This window comes from Paenibacillus sp. FSL M7-0134 (assembly GCF_038007865.1).
GTDB classification, from domain to species: Bacteria; Bacillota; Bacilli; order Paenibacillales; family Paenibacillaceae; genus Paenibacillus; species Paenibacillus polymyxa_B.
In genome coordinates, this window is the sequence record NZ_JBBOXV010000001.1 from 572,818 (window position 1) to 593,392 (window position 20,575).

A 20,575-nucleotide genomic window follows, 5' to 3' on the forward strand; every position below is an offset into this window, starting at 1 on the left:
TTACCCCCTGTTATACACGGCCTACTTCATTAACGGCCTTGTCCAAGCTTTTATCATAAAATTGAATTACCTTCTGATTCGCCTCATACGCTCTTAACGCAGCCATCATATCCACCATGGACTGTGAAGCATCTACATTAGATACCTCCAGATAACCTTGACGAACGGATACAGCATCGTTAGCAGTCATCATTCTAGCTGTAGCACCGTCAGTATCATTCAGGCGAAAATTCCCATTGCCCTCACGAACGAGCTGGTACGGACGATCAATGACACTAATACCGAGCGTCGTCCCCAATGTCTGGTTGGACTGGCTATCTACCAATTCGCCCCGCTCATTTACTTTAAGCTCTGAGACAGCCCCCGTCAATTGAATCGGGTTTCCATTCGTATCCAGCACCGCTGAGCCAGTCGATGAAAGCAATGCTCCCGCTCCATTTACTTGAAAATGTCCATCACGTGTATAACGAACGTTACCATTACTGTCCCGCACCGTAAAAAACGCTTCTGGACGGTAGGTGACTTCACCGTTAGCATTGATGAATTTCCCTGCCTGATCAAAAGCCATAGGTTGACCAGTAGCTGGGTCGTTCACATTAATATTGGACTGTATCGCAAAATCCGTCGCTTGTCCACTGTCCTTTAATGCTCCCTGAATGTAAGGGGAGAGGCTTTCCTCAGCAAAAACGCCAGTATTGAGCTTGCCGACCGTACGGTCCGGGTTATCAGGGTTACCACCCGTCATGGAAATAAGCATTTCGGGGAAAGAACGCTGAACACTGTTCTCCTGTTTGTATCCCGTCGTATTCATATTAGCAATATTTTGCGTCACGGTGTCATGGCGTCGTTGTTGTGTCATCAATCCGGCGGCCGCAGTATATAAACCTCTCAACATGTATCGTGCACCCCAATCCTATACTCTGCTAAAATCACATGCTCGCGCGGAGGCACGAAAGCCAAAATGCTAGGCAACCTGTCTGACCGCACACGAGTCTCTTATAGTCACTATCGGCAGATTAGAACTTTTTCTTAACCACATGATCCAAATTATCCAGCATAATTCCTGTACCTTTAACAACACAATGCATCGGATCTTCGGCAACCAGTACTGGAACACGCAGTTCTTCAGCAAGCAGCTCGTCCAATCCGCTAAGCAAGGCACCGCCACCAGTCAAAATAACACCACGGTCAATAATATCAGCTGACAGTTCCGGTGGGGTCTGCTCCAATACAAACTTGGCCGCAGCAACAATCGCCGATACAGGATCTCTAAGCGCATCCTGCACTTCATCCGCAGAAATACTTAATGTTTTAGGCAATCCGGATACCATATCCCGTCCACGGATGTCCATCTCTGCACGACGTCCGCTCGGATGCACGGTTCCGATAGCAATCTTGATATCCTCAGCCGTACGTTCGCCGATCAGAAGCTTGTACTTCGTTTTTACATATTTCATGATGGCTGTATCAAATTTGTCCCCTGCCATTTTAATGGAAGAAGCTGTTACGACATCCCCCATAGAGAGGACTGCAACGTCAGTCGTTCCGCCACCAATATCCACTACCATGTTGCCGCTAGGCTCAAAAATATCCATTCCTGCTCCGATGGCAGCCGCTTTTGGCTCTTCCTCCAAAAATACTTCCTTGGCCCCGCTACGCTCCGCCGCTTCACGAATCGCTTTTTGCTCCACTGAGGTAATGTTCGTCGGCGCACAAATTAGAATACGAGGGTGGCTGTACCAGCTTTTTCCCCCTACCCGATTGATAAAATATTTTAACATCGCTTCTGTTACTTCAAAATCGGCGATGACACCATCACGTAATGGACGGATGGCTATGATATTACCAGGAGTACGTCCCACCATACGGCGCGCTTCCTCTCCGACAGCCAGAACTCTTTTTGAATCGCTTTCTATCGCGACAACGGAAGGTTCGTCAAGAACAACCCCCTTCCCTTTGACGTGGATAAGCACGTTGGCCGTACCGAGGTCGATACCGATATCATTACTGAACATATTAAAAAGGCCCCCAAAGTGATATTTTAAAAAGCTAAGATTCGACAAGAAGCGGCAAATATATGTATAAACCTACGGTTACATGTCATTTTTCGTCTTGTACCATCTTTTAACATATCATACTTCAGGGGGTTGATTCAATGGCTTTGCCAGCCAATTCACTATATATTTTTAGGACTTGCCAGAAACGAGAATCTCCCTTCGTTTGCCACTCGTTTTTTTGTACTTAATTTTCGTCGCTTCTCCTCCCCGCAGATGGCGGATGGATTTATGGTATTCGAGAATGTGCTTCACCTGATCGGCAAGATCCGGGTTGATTTCAGGCAGCCGTTCGGTCAGATCTTTATGCACCGTGCTCTTGGAGACACCAAATTCCTTGGCAATCGTACGGACCGTATTCCTTGTTTCCACGATACAGCGACCGATTTTGATGGTCCGTTCCTTGATGTAATCGTGCACGCTCCCGCCTCCCTACTGTGGATAGTTTGGTACATTATATGAGGAGCGTGCCTATATATTCGCGGTTTGGCGGGAAGACATGCTTCCGAAGGCCTATTTATTTGGCAAAAGCAGCTTATGTTTACCTTATGCACAAAAACTACACAAGAAAAAAGCAGGGAATGTGGATTCCCCGCTTTGCATGCAAAGCCATGACCAAATTTATTTTTTAGGAAGCAGACCAGCTGGATTCACCGGCTTGTTATCCTGATACACTTCAAAATGCAGATGTGTTTTCAAATCCTTTTCAAGCTCGTTACGACCCGCTGAAGCAATCACATCGTTTTGTTTCACTTGATCGCCTTCTTTTACTTTCAGATCACTCAAGCTTTGGTACACCGTTTTGAGATTATTATCATGCGTGATTTCTACGACACTACCTACCAGCGGATGTTGTTCCACACGAGATACTTTGCCACTCAGGGCGGCTCTCACTTCAAACGCCTGATCGTCGGCCCGGGAAAGATCAATCCCAGTGTTAGCGGTAAATGTTTTATCGTACTCTACCATAGCTGCCGCCTGCTCATCAGCAGTCGCGTTCTCATCAAAGAACGGCTTTACGACCTGTACTGCGCCAGCATCTGCTACTGGCCATGCGATATTTTCCGACTGGGCAACTACTTCCACGCTTTCTGGCTGTTGTCCGTTAACATCGGTGTTCACTGCACTTGTGCTTTGTACCGATGGACTAGCTGGGTCAGGTTTGAAAGACTTCTGGCTGGCATCCTGATAGACCCATACTAAGGTTAGTATAATGGCTGCTGCGGCAATGTAGGCTGCCGGGTATGCCCACCTTTTGGACAACAGCTTTTTCCACGAAGACGGCCGTGAAGCTCTTCCACCCTGAAAGGTTTTGGGTGTTTCTTCATGGTTTTGGTTCTGGTTTTTATTTTGTTCATTCATTTGCTCATCACCTCAGTAACCAGTGTTACCGGGTGCAACTCTTTTATACTTCAAAGTTTCGAAATATTTACTAACTTAGAATACGAGAGGCTTGCGCAAAAGAAATGCCAGTATAATAGTGAAGGAGAATTTGAGTGGCAGTATGACCTTCCTTGGCCATTCCATTGGCTCCCCACTGGCTCATACCAACACCATGACCATAACCATAGGTTGTTATAGCAATCCGGTCCCCTTCAGCCTTCCACGTAAACTCAGCCGAACGCAGCCCCAGTTTGTTACGGATTTCCGGCCCTGTAAAGATTGAACCACCAACCTCAATCTTCTTGATGCGATGTCCTTCTGTCTTAGAGAGTATACGAATCTCTGGCATTCTCCCTCCTCCAGTAGAAGCAGCTATCGCAGTACGACTCAACCCCAATCTATCGAACACACTCTGACGACTCAGTGTGACGGTTTCTGTATAACGTGGGGCCAACTGCTTGTCCCATGGACTTGACACACTTCGTAAATAGGGCACTGCCTTCGCCCATACATCCTCTGAATTTTCGGTGTAGCCATTGCTAGTAGAAAAAAAAGAGGCCGTAATGGGCTTGCCTTCATATACCATGATCGTATCCTTGGTGTCTCGTACGGCCTGCTGAATTTTAGCCAGCTCTGCGGATTTACCAGAGTGCCCCCATTCTCTAGTAAGTTTAGCTTTAGAGATATAAGCCTGATGTTTAACAGTATCCGTCACATCTGCTCCCGCCGGGGCACCGCTGGTGTCATCAGCCAGCAAACGCCGGGCAATGAAGGTACGCGCGGCAATGGCCTGCGCTTTCAGTGCCTCGCCCTCGAAGCTGGGCGGCATTTCGGCGGCTACTACGCCGACAATGTATTGCTCCAGCGGTAACGTCTCCGTGCGACCGGTAGACGTGACGTACACACGCACGTCCGGCTCTGCCGCCACCGGCCCGCTGCGCGTTGGAGCAGCGGGCACCGCCGGTATCGGCGGGACACCCGGCAGGCGCGTGACGGACGTCTCGCCCTTTGCCGTTACGCTAGGTGCAGCCGGTGCTGCCGTGCGACTGCTCGGTGGCACGGACTGCGCCGTCTGGCGAGGCCACGCCATTAGCGCGGGCACAGCCATGGCAAGCACCAGCACCCCTGCCATGGCGGCGAATGGCAGCCATGGGCGGCGGCTGCCCCAGCGCGGGGCACGCCCGGCGGAAGGACGCAGGTGCGGTAGCGGCACCTGCAGCGGGCTTGCAGCGCGTGTGTCATGGACCGCTGCTCCAGCAATAGGCAAAGCCGTATCAACAGAGTTCACAGCGGAAGGCACGACTGTTGTACGCCGATTGGGCTTGACGCCAATCGGCAATGTACCTCTTGTGTCCGGCTGCTGTTGCATAAGCTTATTTTTCTGTAACGAAGTAGCTATAGAGCCAGAGCGTTCCTCCGCAAGTGAAGCCTGGCGATGTTCCTTAGGATGATGAATGGGTATACGGATGCGAACCTGTGAATCTTTCATAGGCTGAAACCTCCATCAAAGGGCTAAGTGTCCGGCTGGAAGTACTGATATACTCCAGCAGATATTTTCAATCATATGAAGTCGTCCACTTTGATAGAACCGTTTTAAGAGAACTGAAAGAATGAAAAAAACTGGTTGCAAACAACAAAAAAACCAAGCCCTTTCGGACTTGGTTCCTTATTGTTCAAGAATATACTTATGCAACATGAAGCGACATACGTTAAAGCTTAGGCGAGGGAAGGCTGGATCTTCTTAAACAGATTTCCCGACGTCTCTTCCGGCATTACGCGCTCTGTACTGGGCGAATGATTCAGTTTGGACTCTTCCACGGTCACTCTGTAAATGTCCGCTCCCAATCCAGTCAGCTTCTCAGCCAAATGAACGTAACCGCGATCGATGTGATGTACGCCGGATACCTCCGTTGTACCTTCCGCAATGAGTCCGGTCAGAATTAACGCAGCACCTGCACGCAAATCTGTAGAGGTTACTTTCGCACCTGTCAGCTTAGCATTACCAGTTACAATGGCGGAACGACCTTCAACCTTAATTTCCGCATTCATGAGATGAAATTCATCCACATGCATGAAACGATTTTCAAACACGGTTTCCGTAATAATGCTCGTTCCTTCAGCGGCAAGTTGAAGTGCCATCATCTGAGACTGCATATCGGTAGGAAAACCAGGATAAGGCAATGTTTTAACATCAACGGCCTTTAACGGCTTATCTGCAATGACACGAATTCCGTTCTCATCAGGTTGAATGGTTACACCCATTTCTTCCATCTTGGAAATAACCGGTCCTAAATGATCGGATATTGCGCCTTCTACATATACGTTCCCGCCTGTGATCGCAGCAGCAACCATATAAGTACCTGCTTCTACCCGGTCGGGAATGACCGTATGTTTTACACCATGCAGCTTCTCAACGCCTTCAATACGAATAACGCCCGTGCCCGCACCGCGTACTTTGGCACCCATTCCATTCAGGAAATTTGCGAGATCAACAATCTCAGGTTCCTTAGCAGCATTCTCGATGGTAGTTACGCCCTCAGCAAGAGTAGCGGCCATCATAATATTCTCGGTTGCTCCTACGCTGGCTACATCCAAATAAACTTTAGCTCCACGCAGACGCCCGTTACTTTTAGCTTCAATAAAACCTTGGCCCAGGCTAATCTCCGCGCCCAATGCCTCAAAACCCTTCAAATGCTGATCAATTGGTCGCGTTCCGATTGCGCATCCGCCTGGAAGCGAGATCCTTGTACGTCCCAAACGTGTAAGCAGCGGCCCCATAACCAAGAATGATGCGCGCATTTTCCTAACCCACTCGTAAGGGGCTTCACAGGAAATTATCTTCCGCGCGTCAACACGAATGACCTCATCTTGGTATGTAACGCCTGCTCCTAAGGACTCCAGCACTTTGTTAATGGTCATCACATCGTCTAGAGGAGGTGCATCAATAATAACACTTTCTCCTTCTTCTCCTAGCAGAGAAGCGGCGATGATCGGCAGAACTGAGTTTTTGGCTCCGCTGACTTTGACACTCCCGGTCAATCTGTTGCCACCGCGGACGATAAATTTGCTCATCTATGGTTCCCTCCGCGCGTCATTTCCCTTTTCCATTCTGGAAAAAAAGAACATATTCCGCTATTTTCATGCCTTGCTTTTTCATTACATAAAAAAACAAGATTTTACTAATACCCTAACTGCCATCATACCACTGATTAAAACAAGTATACAAGCGTTTTTTGTACTTGACGACCATTGTACTCTAACTGATTCAGCCAGCTATACATGTATGGTTCTTTTGTTTACCATTGTTAACAATATGACGCGATGTTATTCGACAATTCCCGCAGAGACACAGTCATAAGGTCATATAACCCGCCCACTTCATGTTAAAACAAATTCTAGAGCATCTGACTCCAAGAAATGTAGCTCAACAGGAACCCAGAAACCAACTGTCCCAAAATTATAGCAAGAAACAAGTGTAGCAATCTGCCTTGCGGTCCTTTGGGTTGCCGGATTAACAAATCCAGCTTAAAACTCTGTAAAGCCCACCAAGCTAACGCTATACAGATGAGCGACACGATCATGGAGATCAGCGCGGTCATACTCGCCGATTGACTTAGCTGTTCAGCCAATTGCTGTTTCCCGTTCAACCATAATTCCTCCCATCTGCGTCACAGACTTCTTTATAATACTCGGCGAACGCCTAATATGCCAGTGCTATTTCTGTTTTCAGGACATTTATTTCGACAAAATGTGATTAATCACTTCTGTTTCGTGAATTTAAAAGGTACTAAATACCTAGCAGCCGGGCAAGAAATAGGACTGTACATTTGGTAATAACAGCTAAAAAAGGGCCCGATCACAGTGATCGAAGGAAGCAAGGTTCTCCCTCACCTTCTACCGGACATTCTTTGGCAGAAATTATGAAGTGGTCTCCTTGTCGTTCCATCCGTATACTATGCCGAACCCTTTTAAAATTCCACTTAAAATCCAATATTAATTCTTATTGGTTCTGATGCTTGTAGCATTTAAACGGTTAAGCGCCCGTTGCAGAGCTACTTCCGCCCGATGATGATCTATCTGTTCCTGCTTGCTCTGGAGCCGCAGTTCTGCCCGCTCCCTTGCCGCACGGGCACGCTCCACATCAATTTCTTCGGAACGTTCCGCACTCTCAGCCAAAATGACCACTTTATCCTTGCGGACTTCAAGAAAGCCCCCATTGACCGCGATCACTTCGGTTTGACCACCGATTTTAATGCGTATCGGTGCAATCTTCAAGGGAGTGACCAAGGGAAGGTGTCCAGGTAAAATCCCAAGATCGCCTTCCGAGCCGCGAACACTGATGCTGTTTACCTGTTCTGTATAAACCAGGCGCTCCGGCGTCACAATCTCTAGTAAATACGTGCTCACTTGAATCCCTCCTGGAAGCTGTCCGCAGACAGCTCACTTCGTAAGGCTCGGCTATTCTTTGCCTGTTGTTTACAACGTTTTAGCTTTTTCAACTGCTTCTTCGATGGCTCCTACAAAAAGGAAAGCCGCTTCTGGAAGATGGTCATACTTGCCTTCCAAAATTTCTTTGAAGCTTCGTACAGTTTCTTTAACCGGCACATATTTACCTGGGAAGCCGTTAAATGCTTCGGCAACGTGGAAAGGTTGAGAAAGGAAACGCTGGATTTTACGTGCACGTGCCACCAACATTTTATCTTCTTCACTCAGCTCGTCCATACCCAGGATGGCAATGATATCCTGAAGCTCATTGTAGCGGGCCAAAATTTGTTTTACCCCTTGTGCTACATTGTAATGCTCTTCACCCACAACATCTGGAGCCAAAATACGGGAGCTTGATGCGAGTGGATCAACCGCCGGGTAAATACCCATTTCGGAAATTTTACGTTCCAGATTCGTTGTAGCATCCAAATGGGCAAACGTTGTAGCAGGAGCCGGGTCAGTGTAGTCATCCGCAGGCACATAGATCGCCTGAATGGAAGTAACAGAACCTTTTTTAGTAGAAGTAATCCGTTCTTGCAATTGACCCATCTCAGTAGCCAGCGTAGGCTGGTAACCTACTGCTGAAGGCATACGTCCCAACAGGGCCGAAACCTCAGAACCTGCTTGAGTAAAGCGGAAAATGTTATCAATAAAGAGCAACACGTCACGGCCTTCTTGGTCACGGAAGTATTCCGCCATCGTCAGACCTGTGAGAGCTACACGCAAACGTGCACCCGGAGGCTCGTTCATTTGTCCGAACACCATCGCTGTTTTGTTGATAACGCCGGAATCTCTCATTTCATGGTACAAGTCATTTCCTTCACGTGTGCGTTCACCTACACCCGCAAATACAGAAATACCACCATGCTCCTGAGCGATATTGTTAATCAATTCTTGAATGGTTACGGTTTTACCTACACCAGCACCACCAAACAATCCGACTTTACCACCCTTAGCATAAGGAGCCAGCAAGTCGATAACTTTAATACCGGTTTCGAGCATCTCTGCTTGAGTTGTCAGCTCATCGAAAGAAGGAGCTTGACGGTGAATCGGATTTCTAGCCGTTTCACTCATATCAGCACCATTATCAATTGGCGTTCCAAGCACGTTAAATACGCGTCCAAGAGTAGCTTCGCCGACAGGTACTGAAATAGGTGCTCCCAGATCTATGGCTTCAGCCCCACGAACCAAACCATCTGTGGAAGACATGGCAATACAACGCACACGGTTGTCACCTAGATGTTTTGAAGCTTCGAGCGTCAGATCAATTTTGACTCCGCTCTCCAGCACAGTCCCAATATGAATGGCATTCAGGATTTCCGGAAGTTGTCCACGTTCGAACTCAACGTCGACAACCGGACCCATGATGCTCACTACGCGTCCTTTGTTCATCTTTTGGTTTCCCTCCTACAAGCTTGCACAGCCGCAAATCGGAACCACTCTGATTTGTTTTGCGCCCGCAATTTATCATAATAGTGTAGACCCTGCTATAAAACAGTCGCAACAAGCCTGATTAAGACTGAGCGCTTGCCCCTGCAACGATTTCCGTAATTTCCTGGGTAATAGCCGCTTGACGAGCACGGTTATAGGTCAAGGAAAGCTCACCAATTAACTTGGAAGCATTCTTCGTAGCAGATCCCATCGCCGTCATCTTCGCTCCCAGTTCACTAGCTTTACCATCCAGCAAAGCGCCGTAAATGAGCGTTTCCGCGTAACGCGGCAGCAATACTTCCAGCACTCCTTCTGGTGAAGGCTCATACTCATAGTTAATTGAGGATGAAGCTGTAGCTGAATCCGGTGTTGCCATTGGTAACAGACGGTCAACTGTTGGAATTTGAGTCAATGCGTTGACAAAGCGGTTATAGCATAGATAAAGCTCATCAAATTCTTTAAGTTCAAAGCCTTGTACAGCCTTGCTTGCAATTGTTTTGATATCTGCAAAAGCAGGTGTATCCGACAGATCTGTTACCGATTCAGCGATAGGAAATTCACGACGTCTGAAATAATCCCGTCCTTTTCGTCCAATGATGAAAATCACAAATTCATCCTGTGAACGGTGACGTTCAGAAATCGTCTGCGTAACCTGTCGTAAAATATTGGCGTTATAACCACCAGCCAGACCACGATCAGATGTAATGATGAGATAAGCAGTCTTTTTAACCGGACGCGTTTCCAGCATTGGATGCTTGATGTTATTCGCTCCAGAAGCAATACTACTCACAACTTCCTTAAGCTTTTCCGAGTAAGGACGAGCCGACTCCGCTTTCTCCTGAGCTTTTCTCAGCTTGGATGCAGCGACCATTTCCATCGCTTTCGTGATCTGCTTCGTACTCTGCACACTTTTAATCTGACGTTTAATCTCGCGCATACCTTTTGCCATGATTTCACCACCTTTAAGCTCCAGCAAAGCCAAAGCTAACTTCGTAAGCAATCCCTTAGCTTGGGCCAAGTCCAAGCACTTCGTAAGATTCAAATCCAGCCGGACATATGTTAAAGGGCCTGTTATTGAGGGTAAAACATGCCAAGGAAGCCAAAACCCGGAGGGCACGCTTCCTTAGTACATCTTTCATCATAAACAGGCAAATTCCAATGTATTAAACCGACGTGGCGAATGATTTTTTGAATTTCTCGATAGCCGCCTTCAAAGCCGCTTCGTTATCAGCAACCAGGTCTTTCGTGTCGCGGATAGATTGAAGCACGTCTTGATGGTCAGACACCATGAAAGACAGGAAGTCTTTTTCAAAACGTTTTACATCCGCTACAGGGATATCATCAAGGAAGCCTTTTACAGCAGTATACAAGCTCACTACTTGTTGCTCTACAGCAAGCGGTTGGTTAACACCTTGTTTCAAAATTTCCATCATGCGTGCGCCGCGATCCAGACGGGCTTTTGTGGATTTATCCAAGTCGGACCCGAATTGGGAGAACGCTTGAAGCTCTCGATATTGAGCAAGATCCAGACGCAGGGAACCTGCTACCTTTTTCATCGCTTTAATCTGAGCTGAACCACCTACACGAGATACAGAAATACCTACGTTGATCGCCGGACGTTGCCCTGCATAGAACAAGTCAGCTTCCAAGAAGATCTGTCCATCCGTGATGGAAATAACGTTGGTTGGAATATATGCAGAAACGTCGGAAGCCTGTGTCTCGATGAACGGCAATGCGGTAAGTGATCCGCCGCCCAACTCATCATTTAGCTTCGCTGCACGTTCCAGCAAGCGAGAGTGAAGATAGAAAACGTCACCCGGATATGCTTCACGACCCGGTGGACGACGCAGCAACAGGGACAGTTCCCGGTAAGCTGATGCTTGTTTAGTCAAGTCATCATAAACTACAAGGACATGCTCGCCTTTGTACATGAAATACTCACCCATGGCGCAGCCAGAGTAAGGAGCAATGTACAGCAATGGTGATGGTTCGGAAGCAGATGCCGTAACGACAATCGTGTATTCCAGCGCACCGTGACGACGCAATGTTTCAACAACTTGAGCTACCGTGGATTGTTTTTGACCAATAGCGACATAAATACATTTCATGCCGTTACCTTTTTGGTTCAAAATTGCATCAATTGCGATAGAAGTTTTACCTGTTTGACGGTCACCGATGATCAACTCACGTTGACCACGACCAATCGGAACCATCGCATCAATAGCTTTAATCCCCGTCTGCATAGGCTCATGTACCGATTTACGGGCCATAACGCCTGGAGCCTGACTTTCAACCGGACGGAATTCTGTTGTAGCAATCGGTCCTTTACCGTCTACTGGTTGTCCCAGTGGGTTAACTACACGTCCGATCAATGCTTCCCCTACAGGGACCTGCATGATTTGACCTGTACGTTTTACTTGACCGCCTTCACGAATGTCGGAGAATTGACCCAAAATAACAACACCGACATTGCTTTCTTCCACGTTGAGCGCCAAGCCCAATACGCCAGTGTCGAATTCAACCAATTCACCGGCCATAACTTTTTCCAGTCCGTAGACGCGGGCAATACCGTCGCCGACTTCAACAACAGTGCCGACTTCAACGACCTCGATATCATTTTTATATTGTTCAATCTGACTTTTAATCAATGAACTGATTTCCTCAGGTTTGATACTCAAGTGTGTTCACCCCTATCTTCTATACTCGTCTGTTAAAGGATTTCTCGAGACGATCCAGCTTGCCGGCCAGACTGCCGTCGTACAGTGTATCGCCGATAACCACTTTCAATCCGCCCAGTAGACTCGGGTCCACTATATTTTCCACACGGATTGTTTTATGTTCACGGGCTCCGAATTCCTCGGCTACCGCTGTTTTTTCCTGATCACTTAAAGCATAAGTCGAATACACCTTTGCATGAGCAATTCCCAGCTTGTATTCCTGAATATCGAGGTATCCGGCAAGGAGAGATTCGAACAAATCTGCTCTACTACGCTGAATCAACAGCTTGATCGTGTTAATTAGCGAGGCAGAAAGCTTGCCTTCAAAACTGTTAGCCAGAACTTGAAGCTTGACCGCTTCCGTAATGTTAGGAGAATTAATGAATTTACGGATTTCAGCATCCCCCGATACAGCCTCTACAAAAGCACGTAGCTCCTGCTCGGTTTCCATAATGGTCTGTTCCTGCTCTGCCACTTCAAACAAAGCTTTCGCATACCGTTTGGCTACTACCGTATCCCGGCTCATGCTTTGCCTCCTACCTCTTTAAGGTATTGGTCGACAAGCTCTCCCTGGACTTGGTCTTCCTTGATTTCCTTTTGAATCAGTTTGGAAGCAATTTGTACCGAAGCTTTACCCACTTCGCTGCGCAGTTCGGCAACCGCCTTATTACGCTCGCTTGTGATTTCACGAACAGCTTCGTCTTTCAGGCGGACAGCTTCGTCTTTAGCCTGAACAATAATTTGCTCCGCTTGTTTGTTACCTGTTTGTTTTGACTGCTCAATAATGTCGTACGCTTCCTTACGTGCCTGCTGGAGAGCCTGCTTTTGCTCCTCAACATAAGCAGCAGCCTGTTCACGCGTCTGTGCCGCTTCATTCATTTGCTGTAATACAAGCTGACGGCGCTTCTCCATAACGGAAAAGAGAGGTCCGAATGCATAACGCGTCAGTAACCAGTACAAGATCAAAAATGCAATGATTGTGAAAACGATACTTGTCCAATTTAAACTCAATTGAAGTCACTCCTTTCCGGTGAACGTCGGTTCTGGATCTTTCATGTTCAAACGAACAAAGAAGGCGCGGATGGCTGTGCCTTCCCCGCCAAACCTTGCTTCCATTCAATTAAGCACCTGCGTAGAAAATGAATGCCAGAACGACCCCGATGATTGGCAGGGCTTCGACCAGACCTACACCGATAAACATTACCGTTTGCAACGTTGCTTTTGCTTCAGGCTGACGAGCGATACCTTCAACTGTTTTACTTACGATCAGACCGTTACCAATACCTGCGCCCAAAGCGCCCAAACCTACTGCGATTGCAGCTGCGATATATGCCCAAACTCCCATTTTAAAAATCCTCCTTAGTGATGTGTATTTATATTGTACATGTATTTGCAGTTAAGAGCGAAGCGTACTCCTGAACTTAACTAAAAACCGGAAAACGAGCTTGTCTAATGCTCTTCTTCATGCGTGTCAATGGACTGCGAAATGTATACAAACGTCAGAATCGTGAAGACGAACGCTTGAATACTGCCGACAAAGATACTAAATCCTTGCCAAACAACGAGTCCCAATACGGAAGCAATCCAGCCTCCTACACCAAGTGCTGTCAATTTCAGCAGAACACTGATCAAAACTTCGCCGGCAAAAATATTACCGAATAGACGCATACCATGTGTCAATAGTTTTGAGAACTGCTCAATCAAGTTAATTGGCAAAAAGAATGGAAATGGCTGAACGTAATGCTTGAAGTAAGCTTTGGTATTGCGGAAGATTCCCAGGAAATGAACCAGGACAAAGATCATTAAAGCGAGTCCAATGGATACCCCTGCATCTGCAGTAGGTGATTTCCACCAGCTGATGCCTACATGGGCAGCTTCGCCTGGGTGAGACGCCTGTGCTTGTTCTAATGCTTCTTTGACTGGAATGATTTCATGTCCAAATACTTGGGCACTTTGCGCATTATCGAATTCGGTCACAATCCCGAACGGTAAGCCCAGCATATTCCCCACGAAAATGAACATGATCAGCGTCATCCCCAAGGAGAGGAATGGCTTCCCTTTTTTCAAATCCATCGTGCTGGTAATCAGTCCTTGAACGAATTCTACGACCCATTCCATAAAATTTTGCAACTTGCTTGGATTGTCCACAGACAAATTGCGCGTTGCAGCAAATGCCAGTCCAAATACAATCGCACAAGTCACAATAAGCATAATAATGACGGACAAGTCAATGTTAAACCCGCCCAATTGGATAATCGGTGATTCATGCAACATGTTTTCTCACCCCTTTCTCAGTTGAGCCATCATTTTTCCTGAAGCGCGAATATGATGCCTATAATTAACAGAAGAAATTGTCCAGTCACCAGGCTTGCCATTACAGCGATCTCATGGAAATAGGCCGGAAATTCTATCGCCAGCACCACTGCCAAAATTGAGGTCCCTAATCGAACGCCAAAGCCAATACCAAACACTCTCTTCTTTCTTTCACCGGCGGCCGCACTCGCAACCTGTCGAATTTTGTAGGCCATATACAGCACATTTAGACAGCTTACTCCCGTTCCCAGAATGATTCCGTGAGCAATGTCACGATGTTGGGGCATGAAGGCGGAGACCAGGAAACACAGAGCCATAATACCAAGCGCTACGATCCATAACATTTTTTGCATACGGGTCATCTCATTCATGGTTATCCCTCAGTACCTTTCCGATCACAAGGGCAATACTTAATGCGCCTACAACCAAGCCTGCGAGAACGCTTACGCCAATCCAAATTCCGGAGCCACCAAGTTTGGCATCAAGCCATTTTCCTGCATAGAAACCACCCAGTGTGCATATCGCCAAATCAATGCCGATCGCGCTCACCAGTCCTATAGCCTTAAAGGCATTTCCGGTGTTATTTCGGTTGTTGTTTTGCTTGGAAGGTTTGACCACTTTTCCATGTCACCCCTGCAATTCCAGTCCATTTTACTTAAATATAAGATACTTTGTCAATTGAGATATTTTAGTGCCCTAAAGTATAAAATCAAACGACAAAGCATCTTAAATTGCTGTATCCCTTGGTAACCGTACAGTTTAACTGTATGCTTGCCTTGTAAAGAATAATTATATCGGACGAACACCTTTTGTGAACATTGTGTGAAATTCTTCAGGGCGTTCGGATTGAACACCATAATGGTGCAAAATCGCATTGACAATTCTTACTGATGCTTGTCCATCGCCGTAAGGATTCGCTGCTTGGCTCATAGATTCGTACAACGCGGAATCTGTCAAAAGTGCCTTGGTCCGATTGTACACGTTCTCTTCACTCGTACCCACCAGTTCCAAGGTGCCCGCTTCAATTCCTTCCGGTCTTTCAGTCGTATCACGCAGCACCAGAACAGGTACTCCGAACGAAGGCGCTTCTTCCTGAAGCCCACCGGAATCCGTAAGGATCAGATGTGTATGTGGGTAAAAATTGTGCAGATCCACAACATCCAGCGGATCAATCAGCTTAATACGCGGATGGTTGCCTAAAATCTCAAATGCAGGTTCCTTCACAGCCGGACTCGGATGAACCGGGTAAACAATAGCGATATCCTCAAACTCATCCGCAATTCGCTTAACCGCATTAAAAATCTGACGATGCGGTTCCCCTTGGGATTCCCGGCGATGTGCTGTCATAAGAATCAGGCGTTTGCCCTGAGCCCAGTCCAGTACGGGGTGCTCGTAATCCTGGCGAACCGTATACTGAAATACGTCAGTTACTGTATTGCCTGTAACATATATTCGCGATTCAGGCTTATTTTCCTTCCGCAAATTTCCAGCAGATAAAGAAGTAGGCGAGAAATGCAGATCAGACAGCACGCCTGTGAGCTGACGGTTCATTTCTTCAGGATATGGAGAAAGCTTGTTCCACGTCCGCAAGCCTGCTTCCACATGCCCTACTTCAATCTGCTGCATAAAGGCTGCATAGCTGGCGAGGAAAGTGGTCAGCGTATCGCCGTGAACCAACACGATATCGGGCTTGGCCTCACGCAATACAGGTTCCAGACCTTGAAGTACCCGCATGGAGATTTCATTCAGTGTCTGGCGATCCTTCATTACGTCCAGATCATAGTCAGGGTGAATATTGAAAACTTCCAGAACCTGATCAAGCATCTGGCGATGTTGAGCCGTAACGCATACCACGGACTCGATATGCTCCGGGTGACGCTGAAGCTCCAAAATAAGAGGAGCCATCTTAATCGCTTCCGGACGCACACCAAAAATTGTCATCACTTTGATTTTGGACATTTTCTGTTGAACCCCTTTTCATAATAAATGTCCGCTTCACAGATCTTCCTTATTCAGAAAAACGACCTGTCATAACGTCCATAGATTTTGCCGAACCGCCAAAGGCAGTCTACTTGGTTCCGTACAAGCGGTCTCCCGCGTCACCAAGACCTGGAATGATGTATCCATGATCATCCAGACGCTCGTCCAATGCAGCGACGTAGATGTCTACATCAGGATGCGCATCCTGCACAGCTTTGACTCCTTCAGGAGCAGCAATCAGATTCATCATTTTAATTTGAGTGCAACCTCTCTTTTTCAACACATCAATCGCCGCAATTGCCGAGCCCCCCGTTGCAAGCATCGGATCAATCACGATCAATTCACGCTCAGTTACATCTGTAGGCAGCTTCGTATAGTATTCTACGGGTTGCAGCGTCTCAGGATCGCGGAACAGTCCCACATGGCCTACCTTTGCTGCAGGCAGCAGCTTTACTACGCCATCCAGCATACCCAAGCCTGCACGCAGAATCGGAATAAGACCCAGCATACGTCCTGAAATCACTTTACCTTCTGTCTCAGCAACCGGTGTCTGCACCGTAATGCTTTCCAGCGGGATATCCCGTGTAATTTCATAAGCCATCAATGTTGCTACTTCATCCACCAGCTCGCGGAAATCCTTGGTGTTTGTCCGCACATCGCGGATAAATGTAAGTTTGTGTTGGATCAAAGGGTGATCGCAAACCACCAGTTTCGCCATAATATATTCCCTCCGGTATTATCGTCACGTTCTTTCGCGCCAGCATATCGAACTATCCTGAGTCGAAAGGATCTATGTAACCTATTTGTACAAACCAAATAAGCACAGATGCAATGCGTGCCTGTAAATCCTGTTTATTATAACATTCCCTTGATTGATTTAACACCTGCCACCGCAACCTTTTGTCAAGGGAAAGATATGACATGTAAAATACTTATTAAGACCACTTCACGTGTGACTTTCGTCACATAAAAACACATCAAAAAGGCCCTGACGGCACTTGACCGTCAAAGCCTGTGGACTTTAAGCTTCCTGCCCGACCTATCCCCTTTGCATCCTCATGCAGCGCTATTCTTTTATCTATACTTCAAATTGTCCCATGCTCCCTGAAATTGCTGAAGCATTTCATCCTTCGTGATAACCCCTGCAATATAGGCTTGCATACTACTGCTTAAATCCTGATTCAGCCCCTTCGGGAAGCGTTGGAAGTTCCAGCTCCATATCTTGCCTTCCCTCACGTGCCGAGATATTTCTGCACCTAGATCGCCTGTCGTCTCGTCACTGGACGTGATACTTTTGAAGGCGGGAACAAACTTAAATTCCTTGGTGATATAATGCTTGCCTGTTTCTGATGTGACCAACCAATTGAGGAATTCTTTTGCCTCCTGCTTCACAGGCGAATTTTTGTTGACCACCCAGTTCGAGGCTACTCCGACAGCGAGTCTACCTCCTGTGGAGGGATCATTGTCTATAGGAGCAGGCAGAATACCCAAATTCAAGTTAGGATTAATTCCATCCATTTGCGGTTGCGTCCAGTTCCCCTGGTGCATCATAGCAGCCTTACCTGTCGAAAACAGTGTCACTTGTGTATTGTAATCCGTAGTGAGCGGATTGCGGTTTCCATATTTTATAGTTAGGTCAAGCAACTTCACCCACTGATCGAACACGGGGTTACCGGGGATGCGAGCCGTTCCTTTGTTTAAATCCGCAACATAACTTTCCGGGTTCGGCTGTCTGGCAAACGGGATATTGATAAAATGGTTCCCCAGAACCCACCATTCCGCATACCCGTTAGCAAAAGGTATAATCCCTGCCGCTTTCAGTCGCTTGGCTGCTTCTTCCAGTTCATCTATCGTCTGAGGCAGTTTGGTTATGCCCGCTTTTTTGAACAAATCCTTGTTATAAACAAAACCAAATCCTTCTAGGTTCATAGGCTGTCCATAAATCTTACCGTTAACCGTCATCGGCTTACGAGCGAAATCGTCCAGATCCTTCACCCATGGCTGATCCGACAAATCCTCCAAGTACTCCAGCCACGTATCGCGGTCCTGGTAGCCCTCATTTGTAAAAATGTCCGGCTGATCGCCTGATGCGAATTTAGCCTTCAACGAAGCACCGTAGTCCGTACCACCACCGACAGATTGGATATCCAGCTTGATGCCAGGGTGCGTTTTTTCATATTCTGCCTTCAGCTTGTTTAACGGTTCCGATATCTCTACTTTGAATTGATAAATGTGTATCGTTTTCGTCTCACTCTGTTGAGCCTTCGTATTTCCACAACCTGCAAGTGTACACGCGAGCAGCACCATCAAGGAGATGACAAGTAACGCTGTTTTTTTCATCGGTTATCCCTCCCATCAGCCTTTGACCGCACCGGCTGCAATGCCAGAAACGATGTATTTTTGCATCACCAGAAAAAACACAACAACTGGCGCGATCCCCAATACCAGTGCTGGCAGCGCCAAGTCCCATTGCTTGGTGTACTGACCAAACAACATATAGGTTGCAATCGGAATGGTGCGCAACTCAGGATCATTCAAAATGAGTGAAGGCAACAGATAGTCATTCCAGATCCATAAGGTGTTCAAAATAAGTACGGTTACGAACATAGGCAGCAGCAGTGGACAAACAACGCGAAAGAACACCCCGTACCGGGATGAACCGTCCACCCTTGCCGCCTGCTCGATCTCAATAGGTACCGTTTTAATAAAGCCATGAAAAAGAAAAACGGACAAAGGCGCTCCAAAACCCAGATAACATAAGATCAGTCCCGGTATACTGTTGTTCAAGCTCAATACGTTGGACACTTCCATAAGCGGCAACATAATTGATTGAAAAGGGACTACCATCGCAGCCACAAGCAAACCGAATAGGCAACGATTAAAAAGAGTGTCATGCCGAACCATCTGGTAAGCGGCCATTGAGCTGATTAGCAGCAAAAGCGCATTACTGACGATCGTGACAATCAGTGAATTCCCCAGTGCTGTGGGAAAGTTTATTTTATTCCAGGCGTTAGCATAGTTTTCAAAACGGAAGGTTGTCGGCCACGAAGCGGAATGGGCCAAAATGTCGCCAAAGGATTTAACGGAGTTTACGAGCAAAAAATAGAACGGAACCAGAAAGATTAACCCGATCACAATAAGCAATAATTCAGCAGCCCATGTGCCCAAACGATAGTTTGACGTTTTTCCCATTACATTTCGACCTCCTTTTTCTTCGTGAGACGCACCTGAATGCTGGTAATGATCGCAACGACCACAAAGAAAATCATAGCTTTGGCAGTCCCTAATCCAAGTCGATTATTTGTAAACGCTTCATTATATATGTCCAACGCTACAGACTCTGTCGACTTGAAAGGTCCCCCCTTCGTGAGAGCCAAATTCAACTCAAATACTTTAAAGGACCAGGATATCGCCAGGAACAAGCAGACGGTCACCGCTGGCATAATAAGTGGCACTACGATATGACGCAAAATCTGTCTTCGGCTTGCACCGTCGATTTGGGCCGATTCAATAAGGGCATGCGGGACATTATTTAACGAGGATATGTAAATAACCATGAGATAACCTGCATATTGCCATACAAACACAATGACAGTTCCCCAAAAAGCAGTTGGCCCATCACCCAACCACGGCAGTTTAAAAAAGGAAAGCCCTGTCGCCTCCCCTACCGCAGAAAAGCCGCGTACAAATATAAATTGCCAGATAAAGCCGAGCAGCAAGCCGCCAATCATATTGGGCATAAAAAATACAGTTCGCAGTGCATTACGGGTACGCAACGGTTTGGTAAGTGCATAGGCTAGGAAAAAGCCAATCAGGTTTGTCAGAATGACACCACATACAGTAAACCGGACCGTAAACCAGAACGCATTACGGAAATCTGGATCATCCCTAAAAATATGAATATAATTTCCTAGTCCGAGCCATCGGATATTTTCAGATACTCCATCCCAGTTCGTCATGGAATAATACAGACCCAGCAGGAACGGAATGACCATAATCAAGACGAAAAACAACGCCATCGGTCCCACAAATACGAGTTGCTGCAATAATTGCGCGGATTTTCTTTGACTCAATGCAATCACTCCTTTGTCGTAGATCATGAAGGATAGCGCGCGTAAACCCTTACTGTAATCGCTTATTACCCAAAAATGTAAGTTTCGAGTCGTTCGGGAGCAAAAAAAGGCTGTTCTCCTCCGGCTTATGGAAGGAAAA

Annotated in this window: 22 protein-coding genes; all 22 read right to left on the reverse strand. The window is 46.9% G+C overall.

Going from position 1 to position 20,575, the window contains the following annotated elements:
• Positions 1-10: 10 nt before the first annotated feature.
• Positions 11-895, reverse strand: coding sequence for a flagellar hook-basal body protein (locus NSQ58_RS02355; RefSeq protein WP_023990702.1), 885 nt, complete (start codon positions 893-895; stop codon positions 11-13).
• 121 nt (positions 896-1,016) lie between these two features.
• The gene (locus NSQ58_RS02360) at positions 1,017-2,015 is read right to left on the reverse strand and encodes a rod shape-determining protein (RefSeq protein ID WP_013312317.1); all 999 of its coding nucleotides are present in this window, start codon (positions 2,013-2,015) and stop codon (positions 1,017-1,019) included.
• Positions 2,016-2,186: 171 nt separating this feature from the next.
• Complete coding sequence (gene spoIIID / locus NSQ58_RS02365; protein ID WP_007432737.1) at positions 2,187-2,474, reverse strand: sporulation transcriptional regulator SpoIIID; 288 nt, start codon at positions 2,472-2,474, stop codon at positions 2,187-2,189.
• Positions 2,475-2,675: 201 nt separating this feature from the next.
• Positions 2,676-3,416: a M23 family metallopeptidase gene (locus NSQ58_RS02370; RefSeq protein WP_341056832.1), complete on the reverse strand. Its 741-nt coding sequence runs from the start codon at positions 3,414-3,416 to the stop codon at positions 2,676-2,678.
• 70 nt (positions 3,417-3,486) lie between these two features.
• Positions 3,487-4,926, reverse strand: a complete 1,440-nt coding sequence (spoIID, locus tag NSQ58_RS02375; protein WP_053326264.1) for a stage II sporulation protein D — start codon at positions 4,924-4,926, stop codon at positions 3,487-3,489.
• 227 nt (positions 4,927-5,153) lie between these two features.
• Entirely contained in the window at positions 5,154-6,509 is a 1,356-nt protein-coding gene (murA, locus tag NSQ58_RS02380; RefSeq protein ID WP_028542175.1) for a UDP-N-acetylglucosamine 1-carboxyvinyltransferase, read from the reverse strand.
• A 323-nt stretch (positions 6,510-6,832) separates the two neighbouring features.
• Positions 6,833-7,084 (reverse strand): DUF1146 family protein, encoded by a 252-nt coding sequence (locus NSQ58_RS02385; RefSeq protein WP_013312321.1) that lies wholly within the window; start codon positions 7,082-7,084, stop codon positions 6,833-6,835.
• 346 nt (positions 7,085-7,430) lie between these two features.
• The gene (locus tag NSQ58_RS02390) at positions 7,431-7,844 is read right to left on the reverse strand and encodes a F0F1 ATP synthase subunit epsilon (protein WP_013312322.1); all 414 of its coding nucleotides are present in this window, start codon (positions 7,842-7,844) and stop codon (positions 7,431-7,433) included.
• A 69-nt stretch (positions 7,845-7,913) separates the two neighbouring features.
• On the reverse strand, positions 7,914-9,314 hold the full coding sequence (atpD, locus tag NSQ58_RS02395; protein WP_013312323.1) for a F0F1 ATP synthase subunit beta: 1,401 nt from the start codon (positions 9,312-9,314) through the stop codon (positions 7,914-7,916).
• A gap of 121 nt (positions 9,315-9,435) precedes the next feature.
• A complete protein-coding gene (gene atpG / locus NSQ58_RS02400) occupies positions 9,436-10,302 on the reverse strand; it encodes an ATP synthase F1 subunit gamma (RefSeq protein WP_023990707.1) in 867 nt (288 codons plus the stop codon).
• 214 nt (positions 10,303-10,516) lie between these two features.
• Positions 10,517-12,031 carry a F0F1 ATP synthase subunit alpha gene (gene atpA / locus NSQ58_RS02405; protein ID WP_013312325.1) on the reverse strand — a complete coding sequence of 505 codons (1,515 nt, stop codon included), beginning with the start codon at positions 12,029-12,031 and terminating at the stop codon, positions 10,517-10,519.
• Positions 12,032-12,050: 19 nt separating this feature from the next.
• Complete coding sequence (locus NSQ58_RS02410) at positions 12,051-12,596, reverse strand: F0F1 ATP synthase subunit delta (protein ID WP_013312326.1); 546 nt, start codon at positions 12,594-12,596, stop codon at positions 12,051-12,053.
• Complete coding sequence (gene atpF, locus NSQ58_RS02415) at positions 12,593-13,081, reverse strand: F0F1 ATP synthase subunit B (RefSeq protein WP_023990709.1); 489 nt, start codon at positions 13,079-13,081, stop codon at positions 12,593-12,595. The genes NSQ58_RS02410 and atpF overlap by 4 nt, the downstream gene beginning before the upstream one ends.
• A gap of 109 nt (positions 13,082-13,190) precedes the next feature.
• Positions 13,191-13,415 carry a F0F1 ATP synthase subunit C gene (gene atpE / locus NSQ58_RS02420; RefSeq protein ID WP_007432750.1) on the reverse strand — a complete coding sequence of 75 codons (225 nt, stop codon included), beginning with the start codon at positions 13,413-13,415 and terminating at the stop codon, positions 13,191-13,193.
• 104 nt (positions 13,416-13,519) lie between these two features.
• Positions 13,520-14,344, reverse strand: a complete 825-nt coding sequence (atpB, locus tag NSQ58_RS02425) for a F0F1 ATP synthase subunit A (RefSeq protein ID WP_028542178.1) — start codon at positions 14,342-14,344, stop codon at positions 13,520-13,522.
• 29 nt (positions 14,345-14,373) lie between these two features.
• The gene (locus NSQ58_RS02430; RefSeq protein ID WP_013312329.1) at positions 14,374-14,754 is read right to left on the reverse strand and encodes an ATP synthase subunit I; all 381 of its coding nucleotides are present in this window, start codon (positions 14,752-14,754) and stop codon (positions 14,374-14,376) included.
• A complete protein-coding gene (locus NSQ58_RS02435; protein WP_023990711.1) occupies positions 14,747-15,001 on the reverse strand; it encodes an AtpZ/AtpI family protein in 255 nt (84 codons plus the stop codon). The genes NSQ58_RS02430 and NSQ58_RS02435 overlap by 8 nt, the downstream gene beginning before the upstream one ends.
• A 171-nt stretch (positions 15,002-15,172) precedes the next feature.
• Positions 15,173-16,342, reverse strand: coding sequence for a non-hydrolyzing UDP-N-acetylglucosamine 2-epimerase (gene wecB, locus NSQ58_RS02440; RefSeq protein WP_023990712.1), 1,170 nt, complete (start codon positions 16,340-16,342; stop codon positions 15,173-15,175).
• Between the two features lie 109 nt (positions 16,343-16,451).
• On the reverse strand, positions 16,452-17,081 hold the full coding sequence (gene upp, locus NSQ58_RS02445; protein ID WP_013312332.1) for a uracil phosphoribosyltransferase: 630 nt from the start codon (positions 17,079-17,081) through the stop codon (positions 16,452-16,454).
• A 356-nt stretch (positions 17,082-17,437) separates the two neighbouring features.
• Complete coding sequence (locus NSQ58_RS02450) at positions 17,438-18,703, reverse strand: ABC transporter substrate-binding protein (RefSeq protein WP_023990713.1); 1,266 nt, start codon at positions 18,701-18,703, stop codon at positions 17,438-17,440.
• A gap of 15 nt (positions 18,704-18,718) precedes the next feature.
• Positions 18,719-19,555, reverse strand: coding sequence for a carbohydrate ABC transporter permease (locus NSQ58_RS02455; protein WP_339201059.1), 837 nt, complete (start codon positions 19,553-19,555; stop codon positions 18,719-18,721).
• Entirely contained in the window at positions 19,555-20,436 is an 882-nt protein-coding gene (locus tag NSQ58_RS02460; protein ID WP_069080910.1) for a carbohydrate ABC transporter permease, read from the reverse strand. Before NSQ58_RS02460 ends, NSQ58_RS02455 begins: the two co-directional genes overlap by 1 nt.
• Positions 20,437-20,575: the final 139 nt, after the last annotated feature.

Excerpts from the sequence above, each read along its gene's own strand:
- NSQ58_RS02355 (WP_023990702.1), bottom strand. The coding sequence starts at position 895 with ATGTTGAGAGGTTTATATACTGCGGCCGCCGGATTGATGACACAACAA.
- NSQ58_RS02360 (WP_013312317.1), bottom strand. The coding sequence starts at position 2,015 with ATGTTCAGTAATGATATCGGTATCGACCTCGGTACGGCCAACGTGCTT.
- NSQ58_RS02370 (WP_341056832.1), bottom strand. The coding sequence starts at position 3,416 with ATGAATGAACAAAATAAAAACCAGAACCAAAACCATGAAGAAACACCC.
- spoIID (WP_053326264.1), bottom strand. The coding sequence starts at position 4,926 with ATGAAAGATTCACAGGTTCGCATCCGTATACCCATTCATCATCCTAAG.
- murA (WP_028542175.1), bottom strand. The coding sequence starts at position 6,509 with ATGAGCAAATTTATCGTCCGCGGTGGCAACAGATTGACCGGGAGTGTC.
- atpD (WP_013312323.1), bottom strand. The coding sequence starts at position 9,314 with ATGAACAAAGGACGCGTAGTGAGCATCATGGGTCCGGTTGTCGACGTT.
- atpG (WP_023990707.1), bottom strand. The coding sequence starts at position 10,302 with ATGGCAAAAGGTATGCGCGAGATTAAACGTCAGATTAAAAGTGTGCAG.
- NSQ58_RS02410 (WP_013312326.1), bottom strand. The coding sequence starts at position 12,596 with ATGAGCCGGGATACGGTAGTAGCCAAACGGTATGCGAAAGCTTTGTTT.
- atpE (WP_007432750.1), bottom strand. The coding sequence starts at position 13,415 with ATGGGAGTTTGGGCATATATCGCAGCTGCAATCGCAGTAGGTTTGGGC.
- atpB (WP_028542178.1), bottom strand. The coding sequence starts at position 14,344 with ATGTTGCATGAATCACCGATTATCCAATTGGGCGGGTTTAACATTGAC.
- NSQ58_RS02430 (WP_013312329.1), bottom strand. The coding sequence starts at position 14,754 with ATGAATGAGATGACCCGTATGCAAAAAATGTTATGGATCGTAGCGCTT.
- wecB (WP_023990712.1), bottom strand. The coding sequence starts at position 16,342 with ATGTCCAAAATCAAAGTGATGACAATTTTTGGTGTGCGTCCGGAAGCG.
- upp (WP_013312332.1), bottom strand. The coding sequence starts at position 17,081 with ATGGCGAAACTGGTGGTTTGCGATCACCCTTTGATCCAACACAAACTT.
- NSQ58_RS02450 (WP_023990713.1), bottom strand. The coding sequence starts at position 18,703 with ATGAAAAAAACAGCGTTACTTGTCATCTCCTTGATGGTGCTGCTCGCG.
- NSQ58_RS02455 (WP_339201059.1), bottom strand. The coding sequence starts at position 19,555 with ATGGGAAAAACGTCAAACTATCGTTTGGGCACATGGGCTGCTGAATTA.